Here is a 20721-nt window from a genome sequence, read left to right as displayed (position 1 = left end):
CAAGCATCGTGCCAACAACCTTCGATTCAAAGGCCTTATTAATTGCGCACCACCGAACAAATAAAGTTTTTTACAGGAAGGTATTTTTCACACCCTTTGGGTAAATTTATAACCTATAAGTACCATTTTGTACATCACATAACTCTCATGAAGCCAAGACAATGAAAAGAACCCAAACAACTTTACTTTGACTACTTATAACTGAAACGCCGTCATGATAAACGGGTACGGGGTAGGATGACGCCCAAGCCGTCAGATATCTGGCCGCTTGGGCGTTTTTTATTGTTATCAGGTGCCCAGTAAAACGGCGCTGATTGCTGGAACTGTTGTGCTAATGACTTCTTGAGTGCTGGCAACGATAGGTAAGGTTGCAGACATAACACTTTTATCGCCTACAAGCGATGACAGAAGCGCCGTTGCTAGCCAAACGGTTTAGCTGAGCCCGTTTTTTTACACCTATGTGGACTCGGTTAGATAGATTGAAGAAATCGCAATCTAACTAGGGGGCTTATAGCTCGTTGAGGATTGTTATAAACGAATTACTCGGCGTTTGCGTTAACAAGCCAATCATCAAGCACTTGCTTTAATTTATCTAATTGCTCTTGATGTTTTGCTTGATTCTTTGCCAATTTGTTAATGTTCTGCAACTTCCAACGAATCGCTGGCAAGTCTGCTGCATTAGGATAGTCAAACAATGCCCAGTCAGGTTGCCCTCTTTTGAATGACGTAAGGAAAGCATGATCCCTTTCTGTGAAATGTTTTTGCAGTTCAATTAACATCATGGGCCTAACAGAGGCTAAGTCTTCGCATTCAACTTTTTCAAAGGTCATTCCGTCAAATTCTGCCTGAAATTTCTCATTCAGAGGCTGCCAGTTTGGCGACATGACTTCATTAATAGGCCGAGGGTGACTTAATGTATAGGTTAAAAAACCCACCAAAATCTCTCTCGAAATCCCTTCACTGCCAAGTAACATACGGACATCAAATAAGTCGCGAGGATGTTGGCGATCCATTGCAGCACACAATTTCCCACCATACAGATCGGGAAGACTGACTACCTGAATCTCAGCATAACCAAACTCGTCTTCAACAGACTCTTGAACTGGCATTATCTCTGCACTATGCAATGTACCTCTGGCGACGGGCGACACTTCAATTTTAATTGTCGCAACCGGACTTGATACAACGATTCTCAGTTCATCAGCTTTATTATCCTGAAATGCCGCTCGGATATTTGGTTGAGTATTGATTCTGTCTGTAATGCGCTGCAATGCAGCCCTGACATTAACCAAAGCCTCATCTCTTGGTTCAAGTGGAAGATAAGCAAGATCAATATCTACAGATAACCGAGGAAAATCTCTCACAAATAAATTAATGGCGGTGCCGCCTTTAAGTGCAAAAACCGTCTCTGTGGCTACCACAGGAAGCATTCTTATGAGCAAGGAAAGCTGTTTGTAATATGGGCTGTCTTTATCCATTATGTTGTTCACCTTTTTTGACGCTTAATATCTCTGGCCTGAGGGATCCCCACAAAATTTCCATTCATACAATCAGCTATCAGCCTGTTTGATTACTGCCCAGTCCCACTGAACCACCCACTGTAGTATTTGTTTAAGTCCCTGCTGATAATATTGCCTGCGTATTCGCTGTTTGGGTTCTTTGCAAAGTAATATCCCAAGGAAATTCAGGGCCAATACCCGCCTATTTTTAACGGTGTTAGCTTGATAACGCAGGTGCAAACCCGCTTTCTCCGCTGCGCTACCTAGCAGGTAATGAAACCAATTAACCAATGCGGCCAGTAGTAGCAGTATCTCTAAGCGAGATTTCTTCTTGGTACCATGCAAATCGCTACCCAGGCCATAGCGGTGACTTTTCTGATCACGGAAGCTTTCTTCAATTTGCATTCGGCTACTGTAGCACTTAGCAATTTTATCCGCATACCCATGGCAGTCAGCTAAGGATGACACCAACAACCATGGTTCCTTATACGTCTTATTTTTATCGCGTTTCAATAGCTTATAACCTTTGCCAACCAGGACGGCCTGCGTTTCATAGTGTTGTGTTTGGGCAAGCATGATTTTTCCTACACTTTTTGGATCCTTCTTCGCTTGCCGATAAAGCTGATTAACACTGATAAACTTGTCCTGCTCTGCCAATTTAAGCTTCACATTGCCTCGAACTCTAGCTACATAATGCCATCCCAGCTTACGCACTTGTTTCAGCCATGGAACTTTAAACCCCGCGTCAGTGACAATTACGGGCTTACAGTCCTTGGGTAGCATGGCTTTAAGCTGCTTTAAAAACGCCCCGTGTAGGTGTGGGCAGGTATAATCTTCTGCGGCGGCAATCTTCTGTAGCAGAGTCAACGCTCTACCGTCAGCGGCAATGCTGGCACGCAGGATAAAGTGTCGCTTGGCAGTATCGGCATTGCTCCAGTCAACCAAAATCATCGGCTTAGTTTTATGGCCAACAATAGAAGCCGTCAGCGCAGCATAAATCAATGGCAGCTCTCGTTGCAGGTTAGGATTATTGAGTAGACGATCTGCCCGTTTGATACTGACCTTATCTGAAGAGCCAGGCATCGCCCGGCCAATCGCAGTAACGGTGCAACACGCATCCTTTGCCAGGGCGGTTACCGCATCTAGCAAAACCGAAAATCGGGCTTTATGCATTGATTTTGGCGTGACAAAGGTGAGGAAATCAGCGAGCATAGCTTTTACATTCATGGTGAGCATCCGCGGTGTGGGAGTTTTGGCGAATGATCAGATCAGGAACCGCCATGAATGTTCCCCAATCAACTAACATTTTATTTTAACTACAGAATTTCTGGGGATACCTCAGATCTCTGGCACTGTGATTTGATATCGCTCATCAAAACGTCCTTTTTCGACAACCTGCCGCTTTCCTGCACCCAATTTAATTCTTGTTTCATCTATGCGATTGACCCACTGGTGATCGTAGTATCGACCCAGAAATAGAAATATTCGGTTTGCCTGAACAGAGCTGCTTCGCTCAAGAATATCTTGTACTTTTCTAGGGCTAAGATTGACTAAACCCTGAAATAATTCTGCGACATGCTCAAATGAAATCAGCTTTCCAATCGCGTCTACCACTTCATAGGCAGCAAGTTCTGCACAGCTGACATTGAGTTCTTTCTCTTTGACCGTGATCCTTTTCAAATCTTTCTCGGGATTCACTTCAAGCTTATGGTTTCCACAGTAAAACCAATTCTGATAAGGGAATTCACGAAACCATTTCGGTAAGGACGACTTGTTTTTAACGCAAATCCAAACTTGCTCTTTGTTCAGCTGCAAATAGTGACTCAGTCCTTGGTGAGTTAAGCTGCTCAATCCAGCCAAATGAACTGGAACGCCCAATTGCACATCCAATGCTTGAATGGCATCAACCCAAGTTGGCTTTATATCGCCCTGCGCATTTGGACGATAGTACACACCAGAACTAAGCTTCTTCAGCCAACCGTTCTGCGCGTACTTTTGAGCCAACGAGTAGCTCACGCCGTTTTCAGTCAGCCATTGCTGAAGTACTAGCGCACCAGGAGAAGTATGAGCAACAAGCCAGTTTATTTTAGATGACATTTTAACACCCAAAGTATGAATATCACGAACAGTATAAACCATATAGTTTATTACGATAGGAATTTTAACACCTTAGGTATTAATATACCAAATAATGTAAACCAAGTTCGATAATGTGGCGTCGCTGAAATGAAAAGGTCTACACAACATCACCAATAACCCGATGTTGTGTAGACCTAAGTTTGATTGCCTTAAGTGAACTGCCTAATATGGCTCACATTCAGGTGCCCAGTAAGACGACGCTGATTGCTGGAACTGTTGTGCCAATGACTTCTTGAGTGCTGGCAACAACAGGTAAGGTTGCAGACATAACACTTTCAACGACTGTTGGTGTGTTGTAGAGACCCATACCGCCACCAATGCCCAAGGCAAAGGCCATCAAGCTTTGGCGAGCGATACCGCCCACAATACCCACCAGTACCATGGCTCCCGCTACGATCCGTCCCAAAGTACCTTGGGTCCAATCTTTTAGGGTATCCCACACATCGGTGAAAGCATCACCGCCGGTGCCCGCAAATGAGGGCTCCGAAATCATTAACGCCATCAAACCAAGCGCACCAATGGTCATTAGGCGCTGAGTTTGAATGGTGCGAACTGCATTTGTCATTCGTTAGTTTCTCCGTAGATACTCAAGTTATCGCGCTTACCATCAGCTCCCGCTGAGGCAGAATCGCTTTGAGTCTGAAGTGGACGTAGCACTGGCGAAACCGTTCGAGGTGCTGACACCCCAATATCCCACCGGCGCGGTTCAATTTCGGTAAACACGTAGCTGGATAAATTCAGATCTCCACGGTCATCCTCCCAAGGCGCAATCCAAATTCGCATCACTCTTGAAGGAATGCGAAGAGGTGCAGATTGCTGCGTCTCAGGTAATGCTGGATGGCTCAGCAGTCCTGTCTCTAAATCAGATTGTGAATACCCAGAGGGAGAACCAATTCGAGTCGCCACAGCATCAATCGTCTTGGGTGCAGCCCCATTACTTGTAAGCTCATAGACTTCACGAGCGGATAAACAGCGCACACCGTCAGGCATACCTGGACATCCATATTCACTACTCCCAAGACCCAATGAACTACAGCCAGACAATAAGGTTGAGCCGACTGCCAATAAAAGTAATCCAGCTTTAGACCACTGTTTTGACTGGTGCTTTGGGTTGTTCTGCATTGATGTCGTCATGGTTAACTCTCCTCTGGATACACATCTTATTGTCTGAAACGGACTTCGATCGGTTAGCAACATGCAGGATTTTTTCATCTTCTTGCACCTCCCCCTTGCGAAGTGGCCAACGACAACGAGGCACCACGAGTGACTATGACTTCAATTTTCCTTGCAGCGTCTACCTCTATGACTGGGAACATATTTTCAGCCATGTCCAAATAGAACTTGGCCACTCGATCCAATGCTTTACCGGTGCCTTTAATCGCAGCACCTTGTAATGCTTCTTGGCTCATGACTTGCTGGTACAGCTGGGTATCACCTGCATTACCCGTCTGAATCGTCGGAACAGGATTTACATCAAATGCGCCAGCCAACCCCTGAAGGAACCCGGCCATCATTGATTTGGCCACCAGTTGGCCTTGTTTCGACACTAATCGGCCACGAATACCGGCTTTGCCGTCTTCACCCACAGCATAAGAATCCAGTCGTGTTTCAATGACGCCACCATCTTCTCTCACACATGAAATGGTCTCGCCTCGCAAATAAGCACGCTCAGAGCTTAAATCACCGTAACCTGCGGCGATCAAGAAACACTCTTTGATATCCGCTCTAAATCGGTTGGGTAAAATGGCTTCCTTTTGAATCCTCAGCAATGCAGGAAAAGGTTCGCGTCTTGCGGACTCGTGAGTAGGTGCATCCAAACCTGTGATCAAAGTACCTGAGATGATGCTGCCCGCCGGTAAATACAAAGGCGGCGCTTCTTGCACAACAACCTCTGGTTCAGCAACCACTTCAGGCTCAATCATACGAATCGTGATTGGCGGCAATGGAACATCCCGTGCTCGTGAACCTTGGCCACTGGCTGGCTGCTGATAGAGCGGATCTGGCAGCGGCGCATTGGCAAAATAGTCGTCTGGGTTAGACGGCAGTGGCTTTTCTTCTTTGGGCAATTCCATGGCAGATAAAGGCACTTCAAAACGACTATTTGTGCCTTCAACTGCTGCATCACCTCCAGCGCGAACATCATCAAGTTCCGCTCTAAGGCGGGCCAGCTCCGCATTGACCTCACTTGGTATAGAAGGCGAACCTGGGCTTAGCCGTCCTGAATCGACGTCACGACGCAAGCGCTCAACTTCACGGCGTAACTGTTCATTGCGCTCACTGAGTAGTTTTACGTTTGCAGCCAAACTATCGACCCCAACATCACGAGTATTGGTATCCGTAAGAATGTGCCGGATCGTTTCCTGTCGGTTCCGACTGTTCGCGCCATCATCAGGATTAGGTGAAAACACCATAACCATAAGAATGAGACCACCAGCAATACCAGCAACCGATAGACCCCGCTTCATGTTCGGGCTCATTTGTTCCCATTGTGCTTTCATCGTTATTCACCTCCCACAAGAAGCGAAGGTCGCTGACTTTCCACCGCTTCTTCACGATGATTGCGAACAACCACATACAACTCAGTCTTTTCACCCGGCAACAAGATATTGCGAGGCCAGTAGGCGCTTGCCACTATATCTGGTGCATGACAAGCTATTTCACTGGCTTCTATCGGCTCATCGGCAAAGCTTTCAACCAGTCCTACATAGACGGTGAAGTAATGTCCCGTCACAATTTGCCCCTGCTTAAAACCAAACTTTAAGCCCGGCTGAAAACATTTCGGGCTTGTGTCAGTTTGGCCAGCCAAACGGATGTCATAGCCTTGTGGTAGTTCATTTAGTGCAAGTCGTCTGAGTAAATCACGTAGGCTATCGACGTATGGCTGAGCCGTTTCCCAAGTGGCGGCTTTTCGGTTCACGACGCCCTTAATAGGCCACTGCTGACCATCAATAGCTAAGGTGATTTCACGCGGTGGAATACGACGAGGTACTAAGGTGACAGATAACGCAGGCGCTTCCTGACCAGGCGGAGTGATGTAAAGTGAAACCGGTGATTCTTTGTCCGTGGCCACATATACAACATTCCCCTTGATTTGCGTCTGAGCATCACTGGTTGTTCTCACCTGAGGCGATTCAAACGGCGTCACAATCCGATTCAGATGGCCAAGTGCTACAGGGATCAGTTCATTAACCCCCGGTGTCATCAGTAGCGTTGTTGGCACATCCGTTGAAGCCGTATTGGTTTGAGTCGGTGGATTTGCAGTAGCAGACTGCTTCATCACACTGGCTGGCACAATCGGCAATTCCACGTCTGCATACGACGCTTGAGATAACAGGACGCCACTCAAGCTCATTGCGATTAAGCTTGGTGTCATCCATCGACTAATTTTGGTTCGCATCATTCACCCTCCGGTTTTGCTCTTGGGTCAACTTTTCACGAACGCGCTTCGTTCTAGCTTGCCCCTCATACGTATCCATCCAGCTAAGTTTTGGACGGTATTGCTCAATATCGATGTCAAACTCATAGGTGCGAGTTTGGCGCTGCTCATCTCCAGATGGCCCAGAAACCAAGGAATAACCGGTCACAAAGACATGGCCGGTTTCATACTCATATTCCACTTGTCTGGGTTGGAATTTGAGCGTGACCCGGTCTTCGCGGATTTGTCTTGCCTGAATCTCCAGTGCATCGACCACTTGCTGGTACACCGCTGGAGAAAGTAGCGGCTCAATGGCAACCCGGATGAAAGACACATTACCTGGCGTCACGTTACCCATAAGCTCAGCCAGGTAGAGTCCCCAGGATTCAAGGTAAGGTTGAGTGGCTTGGTTTCGTGACACTTCAGCCGGTTCAGACAAAGTTGGTGGTTGAATGGCTACCACGGTATTGCGAGAAAATGCCGCTACCGCAAGCAGCAAGTTAGATAGCACCAGCACCGCAATCAGGAACCGTTGCCATCGGTTCTCTAATTGCGTGCCTTGCCATGATTTTAAAAACACGTCGAACTTCACGGCAGATAGCTCCTGATAAATGGGTTAGGGATCGTCTTGGCTTTGGTTGGCAACAGTCCGGCCCAGTAGATGGCGTGAAGAATAAAACCATCCGGGCGACCATCACGAAAACGCCGATAGAGCTTGGTTGTCACCAACCCCAACAGGCATAAAACCAAGGCATTACCGGTAAAAATGCCGATCACTAGCCCCAACAGAATGGGAGCCATCTCGTCGGCACTCCAAAGCAGGAAGTGCGGCGGGTCATCGATATAGGACGGAATACTCACAGGTTCCATAGTCACTCCTCGTTGTTTGAATTGAGAAGTGAAGGATGCCTTGGGATTGGCAGGTTCAGTGGTCAGCTAGATGCCGAATTCTTGAAGGTTTTGAGGGTTCTACTCAGACAATACTAACAATTGATCTTTTTGATGCGGTTGATATGATGGAGATATTGGTCGTGTCGAGACCAGCTGCCCACTTTAGCAAACCCGGACGGGACGACATGCATATCAAATTTATTTTTTGCTTAGGTTTTTTCTGCGACCTCGGCAGTGGGCACCGTATTCGCTAATAGGAGAAACTCAATGCAAATTACTAAAATCATTTCCTCTGCCACGGTTGAACGTTTAAAGCAAAAAGCACGAAAGCTTAAACGTGAAAAATCTATTCCACACACTCAAGCACTCGATGAAATTGCAGTAACTGCTGGTTTTAATCATTGGAATCAGGTTGTACAAGCTAATGACGTACTGAAACCATCAGAAGTGGCATTATCTTCTGGATGTGTCATGGCTTTTGATGTCAAAGATGGTATGGATGTCGATACTAGTGATGGGGTCTTAATTGAAGACCACTTCTTGGAGATGCTCACTGAAAAGCAGCTATTTGAAATTTATGCCAATTCCCCTGATGAGGACGACGAACAAAACAGACCGCTAAAAGAAACGCTATCGGATTCAGAGCTTCAGGAGTACTTTCGAGATTATTGCTCATTCATGTACTTCCGTCTTGCCGAGCCTCATGCAAACAAACCGTTAAAAGAAGTATTGGCTCTTATACGACAGTACTCTTTTTGGATGCCGCAATATATTTGGCTTCAAGGCCACCTTATTGATACTTACCATTTGCCTGCTGAAGACGAGAACGGCAATACCGTAGGCGTGAGATTTTAGCTCTACAAGATGAGGCCTGACAGGCCTCATATCTTCTTCTGCAAGTGGCTTAACGCCAACCCCGCCATCAATGCCAAACCGATGATCAGCGACGGTAACACCACCGGTGGAATAGCCAGCGGGGCGAACAATCCCATAAACAGCAAAATGACACCTGAGCCCAGGATAATCATGCTGTAGCGGTGAATGATTGGGCTCGAAAAATCAAAGGTTGTCTTCTTAATCTTCCAGGTCATCAAACCGTCCCACAACGCCGGTAACATGAGAATAAGCGCAAAGGGCAACCAGACTATCAGCAAAGCAAATCGAGTGAACACCTGGTACAACACATCAAAAAATGCCTGAATACGATCTTCCACCCAAACAAACCAAAAGCCTCCCATGTTCTCCATCCCTTTAGAGCGCAGTCGCTGCTCTTCAGTGGGGATTAGAAAATCTCGCACAGATTGCTCCATCTGCGTATCCACAATCCATGACTGATACCAGCGATGGCTAGTTTGACCAATCCAATAGCTTGTTTGTGCGCCCAATTGATTTTGGATCATCTGCTTCTCTTTACTGATGACCCGGCCAGTCCAATCACCGGGCACTAACACGCCAATGGCAATAATCTCCAGCATCAGTGCCAGACACAGCAGCCAAACCGACTTATGCTTGCTCATGCCAAACATCCTCTTCGACTCGCGCCAGCATGGCAGCAACGGTTGGCGTCATAATCCGGGCTTTAATCACTTGTTGAAGCCGCTTTGTCGTCGTATGACCACTGACATAACGCACCTCGATGCGTCCTTCAGCCAAATACGTCATCCGATTTGGACGATTACGAATCCAGGAGTAGAAATACACACCATCCACGGCGGCCCACTCGAAATGATCAGGATCACGCAGGCGAATCCCCGTTAAAGCACTGGCGGCAGTCCAGGTCAGCGCCTCAATGAAATGCCAAAGGCGTACACTGTCATCATCACAACTGACTTCTTCATAACTACCCAAGCCATTGCACAGACACAAATCAAAGATGGAATGGCCATCTAACGTGAACGCATCCGTTAAGTAGTCCGCCAAGCAATACACCGAGGCCAAAGCATGAGGCCAGTCGGTTTCAAGCAGTCTTAAGGTTTCCTTGAACTGGGGGTTATGTTGCTGCCACTGAGCGAGCATTTCTTTACTGGTAAGTGTTGTCATTTTCAGACAGACAGAATGATGCATACAGACTCCTTATGCTGCCTGTGTAGAGCTGGTTAAAATAGGAATTCGACCTTTGATCACGCGGCCGCCTGAAAGCTTGGCGATGTACTCCAGGTTAGGTAGCTGGCCTAATAACTGCGGTGGAAACATATCGCCTTCTTCCTCCATCAAGCGTTCGCCATGATTGCCGGTAAATAACGCGGGGCTGTCCGAGTTGGACGACATACCTTGAGTTTGCATGATGTACTGCAACCGAGTCTTAGGCAGATTGTCAGTTATGTACTGCTGCGTTTCGGCGTCCATCACCCGAAGGGCTATCAAGTTGTTGATGTTACCTAACACCTGGCGAGCCTTAGCTTCACTGCCTGTACGAGCTGCAAAGTCAGCAAAGGTCTGAGTAGCAATTACACAACGCATTTTTGCGCCACGGCCTTTGTTGAGCAGTTGAATGAAGGGATCGTTGACGACTTCAGCCGCCTCATCGATGAAGATATTTACGGGACGATTTTCAACACCATAGTTATAGCGGTCACCGGCCACGGCGGTGAGATCGGATAAAAGCAACGAACCAATGGCGCTGCCAACCATGGCGTCGGTCAATGAATCCAACCCGATATACGCCACTTGGGCATTGTTGATAATACGGCCAGAATCCGTAATTAACCGGCTGTCATCCACATCGTTTGCAATCGGTGATAGCAATGGGCCTAGTTCACTTGATGTGAGCATATTGAGTACCGGCATCAGTGAGGCCACCATCTTGGAATAGTGGGTTCTGTCATGCTCAAACATACTCAATAGCCCCTCTAAATCGGTATTGGCGGCAACGGGCTGAATGCGTTCGTAGTAGAAAAGCAGCATCGCCATGGCTTGTTTAGTCAAGGTGTTGGCCTTTTCGGTAAAGCGCTTAATCTCCACACTAAAGTTCGGATACACCTGCTCCCCCCACGCCGTGACGGCTTTTACTACCAAGCCTTCTGGGCCACCTTCCAAGAATCGTCTCAGTGTTTTCAGATCAGGACGTTGTGAAGTAAGCAACAAACCTTGCACGATGTTATTCAGTGCCATTTGGCCAAAGGCTTTAAATGGATCAGCACCGGTTTCAGATGGGATTAGTGCCGCAATACGGCTGGCAATTTCAGTGCCTCGGTTAAAGTTTCTCAGGGGATTAAGACGTACTGAATGCTCTGGAAAGCCCGGATGAAAATACACAAAGCGCTCAGGACTACCGGCGGCAATACAGGCTCGCTGCGTATTATCCTTAAGTTCCTTGTCTCCCTTAGGGTCAATAATAATCACGGCTTCATTACGCAAAATAGCCTGGGTGATCATCGCATCAAAGCATCGGGTTTTTCCCGCACCGGTCGTACCGACAATTAAGGTGTGCCCCTCAGTGTGACCAACTGGCTGGTACACATCTTCTTCTTTGGGCTCAACACCATGAATCCAGGTCGAACCCATTTGCTTACCGTGCCCCTGGTTAAGCAAGGTTTGCTTATCCCGCTTTAAGATTTCATAAGCGCGTTGAGCATGACGTTGGTCCCACTCAAAGCCATACCCTAACCACAATTCATCTGGATGTTTTGCCATCACCTTTTGCAAATGCGACAGCTCCATAAAAGCCAATGGTTTGCCTTTTAGCCCCTTCTGCAACTTATACAGACGGTAAGCCTCAGGCAGACGGTACAACGCCATGCCCGAGGAAATCCCTGTCATCCACCAAAATGGCTCAGGTGGTAGCTCAGTCAGCATTTCTGCGGCAATTGCCCCAGTTGCTCCGACCAGCCAACCTGCTGCTGCCATGGCTTCATAGTTCGTGCGCCAGGGCATCTCGTATGCGTTTTCTTTCATTCATGCTCCGCAAAATAACCGTTTGCAATCTGCTCAACTTAAAATGGATTAACGTTCAGCGTGAGCGGTAAACAGAACCGTTTCCCCCTCATCAAACTGGCATTGGTCACTGGCCGAGATCCCCCGAAGCAGCTGTCCGGCTGGAATACCATGCTCATTGGCGACTTGGCGTAAGGTTTGAATCGTGACGCGAATACCATCGGCACTATGATCCACGTCTGGGTAATCACCATCGGTCAGTAAGATGGGCAAATCTTTCACAAAATTAACCATCTGTTGCCGCTGCACGTGTTTGGGGTCGGTACTTGAGTTCGCATTGGCCGCAATCGGCTTTTGCTTTCGCTCCGTTCTTGTGGCGGTTTTTTTTGCTTGGGCATTGGTTGTCTCAGTTCGACTCGGACGCGGTAAGGCCTCTTCGTTCTGAATTGCTGCCGCTGATTCTGTGTCGTGTTTGGAGATGTCTATCAGTGCAGTAAGCCCTTTAGAAATCGATACTTTCAGCAGTAGCCCTTGCTCCTGAACTCCATCATTTGTAGTCACAGTTCTGGCTTTACGCGTCGGGTTTGCCGGATCTAGTTCAAGCCAATCTAATCGACTGAGTTCAGCAAGCAGTTTTCGAGGAGCACACCAAGGCCTTACTGCATCGGGATAGCGGATCAGTATCTGTTCACCAACTATAACCAGCGCGTTGCTGGCCTCAGTAAGCCACGTCAGAGATTCAGGGAGATTCAATGCTTCTGCATCGTGCTGGTTTACGTTATTTGAGATAGCGCCATCATATGAATTGTTAGGCTTTTCACATCCATCACCCGGAACATTTTCATTTGCCTGAAGGTGATTAACATCGCTTGCATGACGAAGTTCATCATCTTGGTCGGACGGTTTTGTCGATGGCGACTCAGCCGAATTGCTATGTTCGATTGATGATGACGCTTCAGGCAAGTCTGGATGCTCACTGGAACGACTCTGAGGTTCTGCTTGTGTTTGCTGTGTTGCTTCCCACTCAGATTTGCTAAACAGTGTCACACCACTTGGTACATTCGAGCTGAACAATAAATCGGCCTCAGACATATGCAGCATGGGTAGCCAGATTGGCTTGCCGTCTTTGATCAGTACTTCAGGGGCAAGGCTTTCATATCGCTCATTTGAGGCGGATTTAGTGGCCAATCCTCGCTCAATGAGGATGTCCGCAAGGGTATCGGGATCTCTTGGAATGCCAGGTATCTTGTCTTTGGCCAATAGCTCAATGATGTCCTTAGCAGCGCTTTTCCAAACCAGGTAAAGATTGGTTGATTGATTTGATTTTCGTACCCAGACTCTGGCGTCTCGCTGATTGACCAGCCATTGCGAACTGGCAAGTAATCGCCTCATGGCATCAAGTAGATAGCGTTCGACTGGGACACCAAGGGCATTGTCGTCAACGGAAATTCGTTGAGCTTTCAGGTCTCGCTGGACACTGGTTTGGTCAGCTTCAATGACCAGTTTAGACAGGACATGCTCGGGATCGGTATTGCCAATTGCCTCCAGCATGGCTTGCAAAATCTCAGGGCCCGGCTGGGTTAACCAGACGAGCAACTCAGGTGTCATCACCCGGTTTAAAACCAGAATTGAAAATTGCTCGTGCCGCTTGCACCGTCCGTCGCGCCAGCGAATGAAATAGCGTTCAATGCTGCTATTTGTGGTCCACTGGGATAATGTTTCTAAAAAAGGGTTCCACTGATAGCGTCCATCTTCGTCTGTAATAGACAAGTCTGAAACGGGCTTACCAATATCGTGGAACAAACCGCCAAGAGCCGCTGCAACACGCCACCTTGGCTCTAGCTCTTTTTTCTCAACTGGAGTGCCACTGGCAACAAAGATGATCCCTTCAGCTGCTTGTGCCGCCCAGAAAGCAACTTCCAATGAATGACGTAATAAACCGCCAGCACCACTGTGATGATGATGCTCAGAAGCTGGCAACAAATGAACATAAGCAGCAAGATGGTCAATGCAGGGCTGAATCAGACGTTGAAAATCACGCTGGTTAAAGCCAAGTACCTGGCGCAGTTTGGCAATTAGCTCGTCTTGTGTGGACTGCAAATCTTCAGGTGACGCTGCTGGCAACCCCTTCAAGAATGGCGGGTAGCGTGGAATGTCTTCATCCAGTTGAGATGACAGCTCTGGTAGTGCTTTGGTTTGAAAAAATAGGTTTTTGAACATAGTGAACCTCCGACACGATAGTGTGAAGGTTCAACCCTGTACTAGATGACTAGATAGATTGATAAATCATGAAGAAGATCAATAAGTCTCATTGTCCTGTATCCAGCTTTACAGCATCTTCATCATCAAATTTTTATAGCTTTTAAAGCTTACACTTAGTCTCAATAGGCAACCTTGGGCGCAAATCAAGAAGGTGTACATGTATGAACGCTTCCCCCCCTAAAGCCATTTGCACTCTTTCAGCCTCTACGGTCAAAAGAGACAACAACTCATCCGCTTTGATCATGCGTTTTTCATCTGGATGTTGCCATTGACGGTCTTTTGCAAGAGTCACTAGCAAAGCTCCTGCTTTACTAAATTCTGCTGCCATATATTTCCTAACAAGCTGACTTTCTATTGTATCTCGCAAGTCTGTCGCTGTCCGGCCATCACCAAGTTTTAGTTCAATCACCGCTTCATGCTTCGAAAGAACAGATCGCAACCGTATATCAGTTTCCTTTTCTTCAGCTGTAACAGCCTCCTGGTCCACAGTATAAATCGAGTTTGCCGCATGTTTCAGCTCGCGAGAAATCTCTCGACGCATGACCCTCTCGTCTGATATCCCTGCCCAAGCTTCTCTTGGTGAGGTGTCACGGAGAAGAAGGTCGTTTAGGTCAGACAACCTATCCTTCAAAATGGCAAACATGGCTTCATTCGTTGAGGCAGGTGCTTCCCCACTTCGATCTAGCTTTTCTACTTGAGCCAGATCAAATACCTCAGCATCAATCTCTTGCGCCCAACTCTCTTCTGCCACAGCCAAAATTCGCTCCTTAAAATGGGCGCACAAAGGATCTGCGGCCATCTCAAGCTTGGCAGCCAAGCCCTCCTCGCCTTTCGCGTTGAATAATGCAGTTACAATGCTATTGCGTGCCTGTTCCGCATGATCCCGAGTGTCCGGTGAATAGGACCCTTCGTGGTAAGCATCGTCTTGTATTCGAACGTGGCGATAGGCCAAACGAAGAAGTTTCAACAGAAGTTGCGGCGTGAATCGTTCGTCATTCAAATCGACTCCGTCTTGGCGATCACCAAAGAGGCAGGCCAGCCATGTCACAGCTTCTGATAGCTTTGAGGGTTCAACTACATCAATCTGATCTGCCAGCTTTTCGACACCCATCTGAGGATCAATTCGCATTAAGGCCGACAACCAAATAAGGCGAAGCGAAAACGGTAATTGTTGTTCCAATCTTTGTAGAGCTCGTTCTTGAAGTCTCTTAATTTCAGTCGCATCGCCGCTCTTCAAAATAACCCGAGTCACTTGTCGAACCCTTTCTGTTATTCCGGTCGTGCTATCAGCGCCATTAATCCGGTCCCCACTTTCATCTAACCAGGATTCGAGTCGTGGTAAAAATAAACGGGTAACCCTCTCAGGTGCATACTCAATTCCTTGAAGTAAGCTAGAATGTCCACGTTCACCTGAAGGCAAGTTTAGCTCCCACGACAATTCATTTCCGAGCGTCTGATCTACGGCGGTTGAATGAGTGTCTACGAGTGCTTCTATCCACTTAGGCAAACCATTCAGTTCAATCAGAGCGTATCGCGCAGCTAGTTCGGCTTCGACATCGTCGAGTTTAGCTGACCAGTCGGGAGACTCCGCTTCGGCGTAGATCGCGGCCAGCCCAAACTGCCAACGTACAAGATATGTATTTCGTTCGCCTTCTGACCTTTCGCTGGGAAACGTTGGGCGATCATCACGCCAGATCTTCATCATCACTCTGCGAAGCTTGTCGGCCGTGTCTTGATTGAATTGCTCTTCAATAAACCGCCGGTTCCAACCTGACGATCGACTGTCTTCACCATCATGACTCATGGCGCGCCACAAGTTCCAAGCAGTGTTCCAGCTTTGCTCCTTCGAAAATGCGTTTTCAGGCTGATTAGCAACCTCTCGCCAGAACAGAACCCAGCTCGCTCGGTTCTTAGCCTTTCGTCGCTCTTCCTGCAACTTTCGTTCAGCTTCTTGTTTTTCCCAACGACGAAGCTCTTTGTCGTGTTTCGATGGCTTAAGACAGTCGTCAAGTCTTTGCACAAATAAGGGTTCATCAACTATGAGAGACCTAAGTCCTTCAATGTGTTTTTTCCATGACTCATTTTCTAGTGAAAGACGGATAGCTGCCTCCAAGAGCATTGCGCGTTCCTTCATATCCCGAGTCGCGTCACCAAGCGCTTCTTTCACCCAAGACAGATCCCTGTCCGGTGTTAGTTGAATCGTTCTATCATGAATAGTAATCTCTGCGAGCCGTGGCCAGGGATCGTTGATTTCATGGAGAGACTGCAACAAAGCGTCCTGAATCCAGAAAAGACGCTCATTGTCTGCTGCTTTCAGATTAATCAGCCGTTGGCGAAGTGATTTGATCGGTTCATCGTCACAATGGTCTCGGTGGTGTAATCGCAATGCAATTACACCTCCATACAGCCACTGTTCGTCCAGGCCTACACCGAGGCCACGTTCACATGTTGCTGCAAGTGCTCCACTGAGGTGAGGACGTTCACTGACAATATGTGGCCACTCTTTTCGCCATTTTAGCCCCTCTGATACTAGCGAGATGAGACCATCACGAAGCTCCTCAAGGACAGGGAATTCAAGGGAGGCTTCAGCAATCAGGCGTGGTAATTGCCAACTAAGATCGCCTACATTTCGCTTCTCTCGCTTTATCCAGCGAAGGGTTCGACAAAGTTGCTCAACCGACATGAATTTTGGGAAAAGGGTTAGTATGGCACTGCGTGCTACTCTGTCAGACCAGAGATCATCAGCATCAGCTATCGTGGCAGAAATTATTCCTAATCTCTCATCAGCCAGGGCTACTAAAGCGTCGATAGCCATTATGCGCTCGACCTCAGGTGCAGCAATGTCCTGCGTGATATGAAATACGATATCTGCACAAGCTTTTATGCGACCCGCCTCTATAAGGCTGATGAGGACTTGTCGTACATCTGGATTTTCTACTCCACTGCGCCAAATCCTGTCGATTTCTTCTGCCAACTCGTTCGACGCAAATCGGTGGACTTGAATGTGAGGCACCTGGAGACCTCTCCAACCACCAGGTCCATAACGCGTAGCATAGGCGCGAAGAGCTTGATTTCGCTGTTTCTGCGTTAGCGACTCTGGATCGCCTTCATCCAGAAGAACAGCAGGCTCATTGTCCCGCAAAAGTTCAAATATCCCGTCTTCTTGCAAGGCTAGCCAACCTGCCACTGGTCGCTTGGACGGGCGAACGATTGTGTTACCTTTTGTCTCCGCGAATAGAAGACGTTTGAGGGCTCGAAACGGCATGCCTTGCCTTCTAAGAGCTAATAGCCGTTCCGCAGCAAGATACTCGGTAACAGAGCGATGATGGAACCTCACTCGTCCGTAAGAAGCGAAGCCAAATAACGGACGCTCAAGCAGTGCTTTTCGTTCATTAGGCTGCCAATCTGATAGGATAATCGCAGGATCGAGAGCAGCATCTTTGTCGATGGCGTCGGACGCAGCACTATGACGAATCGTTATACGGCGTGTCATCTGAACAGCAAGTGCGAGTCGGCTAGCACCTTCAATCGCCTTGTCAACAGATAACTCTGCCGGCTCAGCTCTGTCTTCGCGAGGAAGCAACTTCACACGAACATTAGTAGCAACCTGCTCACGATGTGTTCGGATGCGTTTATGCTCACGCCAGTCAGCGCATAACTCAATAAGGTCCTGAGGTCTACGAGCAAACTCTAGGGCATTGCGACGACGTAAGTCTTCAAAAAGAAGAGTAGGATCGCTCACTCCCTGATGTCGACAAAATTGGACGATCTGTTCGTCTGAAAAGGGCATTAAAGCTACAGTCTTCCAATCGGGCGATTGATTTTTGTTTCTGTTGTCGTGTTTATCACGATGCTCACGCATTGCGATTTTAGCAAATACTTCTTCATCGGATTCTGAAGAGGACGCTGTTGGAACAGGTAGTAAATTTCGAACCAACTGTTCGTCGAAGGGGATTGGCCTTGTCGTGATCACAAAACGCGCCCGATGTAGCTGATCTCCGATACATTTTTTCAGTCGTTTGAGCGCCCGCTCAAATGAACCCATAGTCAATTTTAGTTCGTCAATCGAGTCCAGAAAAAATGTAGCCTCTTCAGACTGTGAAACAAGCCACCTATCCAAACGGTCTTCTTCATCTGCATCTAGGAGATTACGAAGGTCTTCTGTTGCCAACGCGGCCAATTCTACAAAGAATGCTGGCTCTCCCTTAGCCCACAGACGCTCGGATTGTTTACGGCATTCGTAAGTTTTTCCTGCACCTGCCTCGGAAATTATTAGAACACGTTTTGAACTTAGTAAATCATTCCATCTATCTCCTCGTGACCAGCCTAGACTTACCAAGAAAGATTGTTGGTCGGCATCATTAACTTTCCCATCTGGAATATCGTTGAAGGTCCTGTCTATCATGATATCAATGCCACCTATCAAACTGGCAATACACTATTAAATATTGCATGTAGATCAGTTATGACAAAAACATGCTGAAAAACATTAAATGATGTCAGGGTAAACATACCTGTAATTACTCCATAAAATGGCGCGTCAAACGACACCTAATCAATTAACCCCAAGCGCCTTAAACACGGCATCGACGGGGTCTGCATAAAAGCTGATCTGGAATTTTGAGAACAACTCAGCAGGAACCGTTGGAATATCTGAGGCTGAGGCCATTGGGAGCAAAATACGCTTTGCGCCACTGTCCATAGCTAACTGAAGACTGCCTGCAAGATCTTGAACAGGATTGACGACACCACCTAAAGTCATCTCACCCAAAACAACCATCTGCTCTTGAATCGGTCGGTTCATCAGAATTGAACAGAACGCAATCAATGCAGCGAGCGATGACTTTGTACTTGGCCCTGTATTGTGGAGCTCAACAACATGGAGGTGATACTCATGCTCAGAAAACTTCGCCGATGCACTGATTCTATTCAGGTTACCTTTGAAATAATCAAAGCCAACACGCACAGCTTCTTTCGCTGCGGTATTCGAACCAAGACCTGACACTGAGTGTTTACCAGAACCAGCCATCATCTGGGTTTCATAGCGATATAACCCAAGCTGTCCAGTGCTTCCCTGAGTAACCAAGTGCACAACACCAGCGCGAGGTAAGCCCTCAGGAATTAGCTTGCTGCCACCTTGTTCCGGTACATTGACGAAGAATTCTTCTAATGAATCGTTATCGATGTAGCTAAAGTGCACATCAAAAAATTCCATTCCGCCAAGCTTTTTCAATTGCTCTTTGACTCTACGTCTAGTTTCCAGCGCATAGGTCAGGCAGGCTCTTACATCATCTTTTGTGTACTGTGCGTCGGGGTGTAGTAGCTTTAACAAGCCCGAAACAGTTCTGCGTACAGCAATTACATCACGCTGATTAAGGTTATTACCGAGTTTGAAGAACTTATCGATCGCATCCGCAAAACTTCTTTTGCGCATTTCACGCATGTATTCAGCAAGATAGTCTGTGATTAATCCGTAACTATTGGTGAAAAACTCAGGACGCATCTTCGGTATTTCCCATCCAGGAATATAGGAATGGAAACGGTCAAAAAAAGCAGTGTCAATCATGGCATCAGGAAAAGGTGCCAACAGATGACTGGTCTTCACCAGTGTCTCAACGCTTTGATTGATGTTACCGACGAATACCATGGAAGCCTTCGCTTCGATTGAATCACGACCACGGGCAAAAGACCCTGACGCCATATAATCTTTCATTATTTGGACGCCGTCTTTGTCTTTAAAGTTAATACCCGCTACTTCATCAAAGGCGACAACATCCCACATTCCGACCAACCCAACTTGGCGCGAGCTCATGTTATAGAACAAGTTCGCCACAGTTGTTTGTCCACCCGAGACAAGCAATGAGTTTGGTGAGCACTCTTTGTAGACATGGCTTTTACCTGTCCCTCTTGGTCCGAGCTCACAAACGTTGTAGTTGTTTTCAACGAATGGGATCATGCGAGTAATAAGATGCCATTTCACCCGATGCTCTAAGTTGGTTGGCTCCATACCCACGGAACGAAGCAACACATCCATCCACTGATCGGTACTAAAATGTCTTCTGGTTGAAAACACCTCATCCATGTTCATGGACGGCATTTGTATCGGTTTTAAACTCATAATGGAGAAAGGTGATGTCTTCTGACCTTCCTCAAAGAAATACTGCACGGTAATAATGCACCAGATACCGCCAGTTAATAATTTTTCGTTGTCTTGTACAATTTTGGTCGGTACAAGGGCATCCTTGATCCCCAGGTTCGACAACGCAGCTTCATAGACGTCTTTTTTCTGATTGAGCTTAACGCTTACTTTGTCGATGATTTTAAACGTGCCGCGTTCACGGATCAGTGACTTCACTTTCTCCGCTTCATCTGGTCGGACATAGTTCTCAGCCAAGATTTTTTTCACATTCTCAAGGCCTTGCATTACGACTTCGTCGTCATCGGACGCACAATACATGCCTAGTAAATACTCCAGTACGTAAACAGGGACGTTAGCGCCTTCTTTCAATTGCTTTGTCAGATCTTTTCGAACGACACGGCCTTTAAAATATTGGTTGAGCAATGCGTCTAAATCGGCGCTTTGCATCTGATTTTTTTCGTCTTTATGATCTTGTGAAAAATCAGTTGTCATGTTTCACCTCA

At 47.2% G+C, this 20721-nt stretch carries 17 protein-coding genes; 2 read left to right on the top strand and 15 right to left on the bottom strand.

Annotated elements, in window-relative coordinates; all coding sequences use genetic code 11:
* Positions 1-539: 539 nt before the first annotated feature.
* The 9 genes from GTK47_RS05350 to traL all read right to left on the bottom strand — a co-directional run bounded on the left by GTK47_RS05350 (position 540) and on the right by traL (position 7923).
* Positions 540-1478: a nucleotidyl transferase AbiEii/AbiGii toxin family protein gene (locus GTK47_RS05350; protein WP_156734087.1), complete on the bottom strand. Its 939-nt coding sequence runs from the start codon at positions 1476-1478 to the stop codon at positions 540-542.
* A gap of 72 nt (positions 1479-1550) precedes the next feature.
* Positions 1551-2735: an IS4-like element ISEc29 family transposase gene (locus tag GTK47_RS05345; protein ID WP_002001451.1), complete on the bottom strand. Its 1185-nt coding sequence runs from the start codon at positions 2733-2735 to the stop codon at positions 1551-1553.
* A gap of 102 nt (positions 2736-2837) precedes the next feature.
* Positions 2838-3596 (bottom strand): type IV toxin-antitoxin system AbiEi family antitoxin, encoded by a 759-nt coding sequence (locus tag GTK47_RS05340; RefSeq protein ID WP_156734089.1) that lies wholly within the window; start codon positions 3594-3596, stop codon positions 2838-2840.
* A 220-nt stretch (positions 3597-3816) separates the two neighbouring features.
* Complete coding sequence (traA, locus tag GTK47_RS05335) at positions 3817-4203, bottom strand: TraA family conjugative transfer protein (RefSeq protein ID WP_032469918.1); 387 nt, start codon at positions 4201-4203, stop codon at positions 3817-3819.
* Positions 4200-4772, bottom strand: a complete 573-nt coding sequence (traV, locus tag GTK47_RS05330) for a type IV conjugative transfer system lipoprotein TraV (protein WP_146008853.1) — start codon at positions 4770-4772, stop codon at positions 4200-4202. Before traV ends, traA begins: the two co-directional genes overlap by 4 nt.
* A gap of 74 nt (positions 4773-4846) precedes the next feature.
* A complete protein-coding gene (locus GTK47_RS05325) occupies positions 4847-6136 on the bottom strand; it encodes a TraB/VirB10 family protein (protein ID WP_156734091.1) in 1290 nt (429 codons plus the stop codon).
* 2 nt (positions 6137-6138) lie between these two features.
* Positions 6139-7038 carry a type-F conjugative transfer system secretin TraK gene (locus GTK47_RS05320; RefSeq protein ID WP_347147087.1) on the bottom strand — a complete coding sequence of 300 codons (900 nt, stop codon included), beginning with the start codon at positions 7036-7038 and terminating at the stop codon, positions 6139-6141.
* Complete coding sequence (locus GTK47_RS05315) at positions 7019-7645, bottom strand: TraE/TraK family type IV conjugative transfer system protein (protein ID WP_000667167.1); 627 nt, start codon at positions 7643-7645, stop codon at positions 7019-7021. The genes GTK47_RS05320 and GTK47_RS05315 overlap by 20 nt, the downstream gene beginning before the upstream one ends.
* The gene (traL, locus tag GTK47_RS05310) at positions 7642-7923 is read right to left on the bottom strand and encodes a type IV conjugative transfer system protein TraL (RefSeq protein ID WP_000433891.1); all 282 of its coding nucleotides are present in this window, start codon (positions 7921-7923) and stop codon (positions 7642-7644) included. Before traL ends, GTK47_RS05315 begins: the two co-directional genes overlap by 4 nt.
* 35 nt (positions 7924-7958) lie before the next feature.
* Here traL and GTK47_RS20665 point away from each other — a divergent pair, with 35 nt between their 5' ends.
* A complete protein-coding gene (locus GTK47_RS20665) occupies positions 7959-8198 on the top strand; it encodes a hypothetical protein (protein ID WP_156734093.1) in 240 nt (79 codons plus the stop codon).
* A 13-nt stretch (positions 8199-8211) separates the two neighbouring features.
* The gene (locus GTK47_RS05300) at positions 8212-8799 is read left to right on the top strand and encodes a plasmid-related protein (protein ID WP_156734094.1); all 588 of its coding nucleotides are present in this window, start codon (positions 8212-8214) and stop codon (positions 8797-8799) included.
* A 26-nt stretch (positions 8800-8825) separates the two neighbouring features.
* On the opposite strand, the gene GTK47_RS05295 is transcribed toward GTK47_RS05300, so the two are convergent.
* The 6 genes from GTK47_RS05295 to brxL form a co-directional block, all read right to left on the bottom strand.
* On the bottom strand, positions 8826-9461 hold the full coding sequence (locus GTK47_RS05295; RefSeq protein WP_156734096.1) for a DUF4400 domain-containing protein: 636 nt from the start codon (positions 9459-9461) through the stop codon (positions 8826-8828).
* Positions 9448-10008, bottom strand: a complete 561-nt coding sequence (locus GTK47_RS05290; RefSeq protein ID WP_140266354.1) for a conjugative transfer protein — start codon at positions 10006-10008, stop codon at positions 9448-9450. Before GTK47_RS05290 ends, GTK47_RS05295 begins: the two co-directional genes overlap by 14 nt.
* Positions 10009-10017: 9 nt before the next feature.
* Positions 10018-11838 (bottom strand): conjugative transfer system coupling protein TraD, encoded by a 1821-nt coding sequence (gene traD, locus GTK47_RS05285; RefSeq protein ID WP_156734098.1) that lies wholly within the window; start codon positions 11836-11838, stop codon positions 10018-10020.
* Between the two features lie 48 nt (positions 11839-11886).
* The gene (gene mobH, locus GTK47_RS05280; protein ID WP_156734099.1) at positions 11887-14037 is read right to left on the bottom strand and encodes a MobH family relaxase; all 2151 of its coding nucleotides are present in this window, start codon (positions 14035-14037) and stop codon (positions 11887-11889) included.
* A gap of 142 nt (positions 14038-14179) precedes the next feature.
* A complete protein-coding gene (locus tag GTK47_RS05275) occupies positions 14180-18484 on the bottom strand; it encodes an ATP-binding protein (RefSeq protein ID WP_156734101.1) in 4305 nt (1434 codons plus the stop codon).
* A 150-nt stretch (positions 18485-18634) separates the two neighbouring features.
* Positions 18635-20710: a protease Lon-related BREX system protein BrxL gene (gene brxL / locus GTK47_RS05270; protein WP_156734103.1), complete on the bottom strand. Its 2076-nt coding sequence runs from the start codon at positions 20708-20710 to the stop codon at positions 18635-18637.
* Between the last annotated feature and the right edge of the window lie 11 nt (positions 20711-20721).

The sequence above is a fragment of the Proteus sp. ZN5 genome (assembly GCF_011046025.1).
Classification (GTDB): domain Bacteria; phylum Pseudomonadota; class Gammaproteobacteria; order Enterobacterales; family Enterobacteriaceae; genus Proteus.
Note: the sequence above shows the minus strand (reverse complement) of the source record. Positions and strands in the feature narration are given on the sequence as shown.

Excerpts from the sequence above, each read along its gene's own strand:
- GTK47_RS05295 (WP_156734096.1), bottom strand. The coding sequence starts at position 9,461 with ATGAGCAAGCATAAGTCGGTTTGGCTGCTGTGTCTGGCACTGATGCTG.
- traV (WP_146008853.1), bottom strand. The coding sequence starts at position 4,772 with ATGACGACATCAATGCAGAACAACCCAAAGCACCAGTCAAAACAGTGG.
- GTK47_RS05325 (WP_156734091.1), bottom strand. The coding sequence starts at position 6,136 with ATGAAAGCACAATGGGAACAAATGAGCCCGAACATGAAGCGGGGTCTA.
- GTK47_RS05290 (WP_140266354.1), bottom strand. The coding sequence starts at position 10,008 with ATGCATCATTCTGTCTGTCTGAAAATGACAACACTTACCAGTAAAGAA.
- GTK47_RS05340 (WP_156734089.1), bottom strand. The coding sequence starts at position 3,596 with ATGTCATCTAAAATAAACTGGCTTGTTGCTCATACTTCTCCTGGTGCG.
- GTK47_RS20665 (WP_156734093.1), top strand. The coding sequence starts at position 7,959 with ATGCCTTGGGATTGGCAGGTTCAGTGGTCAGCTAGATGCCGAATTCTT.
- traD (WP_156734098.1), bottom strand. The coding sequence starts at position 11,838 with ATGAAAGAAAACGCATACGAGATGCCCTGGCGCACGAACTATGAAGCC.
- traL (WP_000433891.1), bottom strand. The coding sequence starts at position 7,923 with ATGGAACCTGTGAGTATTCCGTCCTATATCGATGACCCGCCGCACTTC.
- brxL (WP_156734103.1), bottom strand. The coding sequence starts at position 20,710 with ATGACAACTGATTTTTCACAAGATCATAAAGACGAAAAAAATCAGATG.
- GTK47_RS05300 (WP_156734094.1), top strand. The coding sequence starts at position 8,212 with ATGCAAATTACTAAAATCATTTCCTCTGCCACGGTTGAACGTTTAAAG.
- GTK47_RS05345 (WP_002001451.1), bottom strand. The coding sequence starts at position 2,735 with ATGCTCACCATGAATGTAAAAGCTATGCTCGCTGATTTCCTCACCTTT.
- GTK47_RS05320 (WP_347147087.1), bottom strand. The coding sequence starts at position 7,038 with ATGATGCGAACCAAAATTAGTCGATGGATGACACCAAGCTTAATCGCA.
- GTK47_RS05275 (WP_156734101.1), bottom strand. The coding sequence starts at position 18,484 with ATGATAGACAGGACCTTCAACGATATTCCAGATGGGAAAGTTAATGAT.
- traA (WP_032469918.1), bottom strand. The coding sequence starts at position 4,203 with ATGACAAATGCAGTTCGCACCATTCAAACTCAGCGCCTAATGACCATT.
- GTK47_RS05350 (WP_156734087.1), bottom strand. The coding sequence starts at position 1,478 with ATGGATAAAGACAGCCCATATTACAAACAGCTTTCCTTGCTCATAAGA.
- mobH (WP_156734099.1), bottom strand. The coding sequence starts at position 14,037 with ATGTTCAAAAACCTATTTTTTCAAACCAAAGCACTACCAGAGCTGTCA.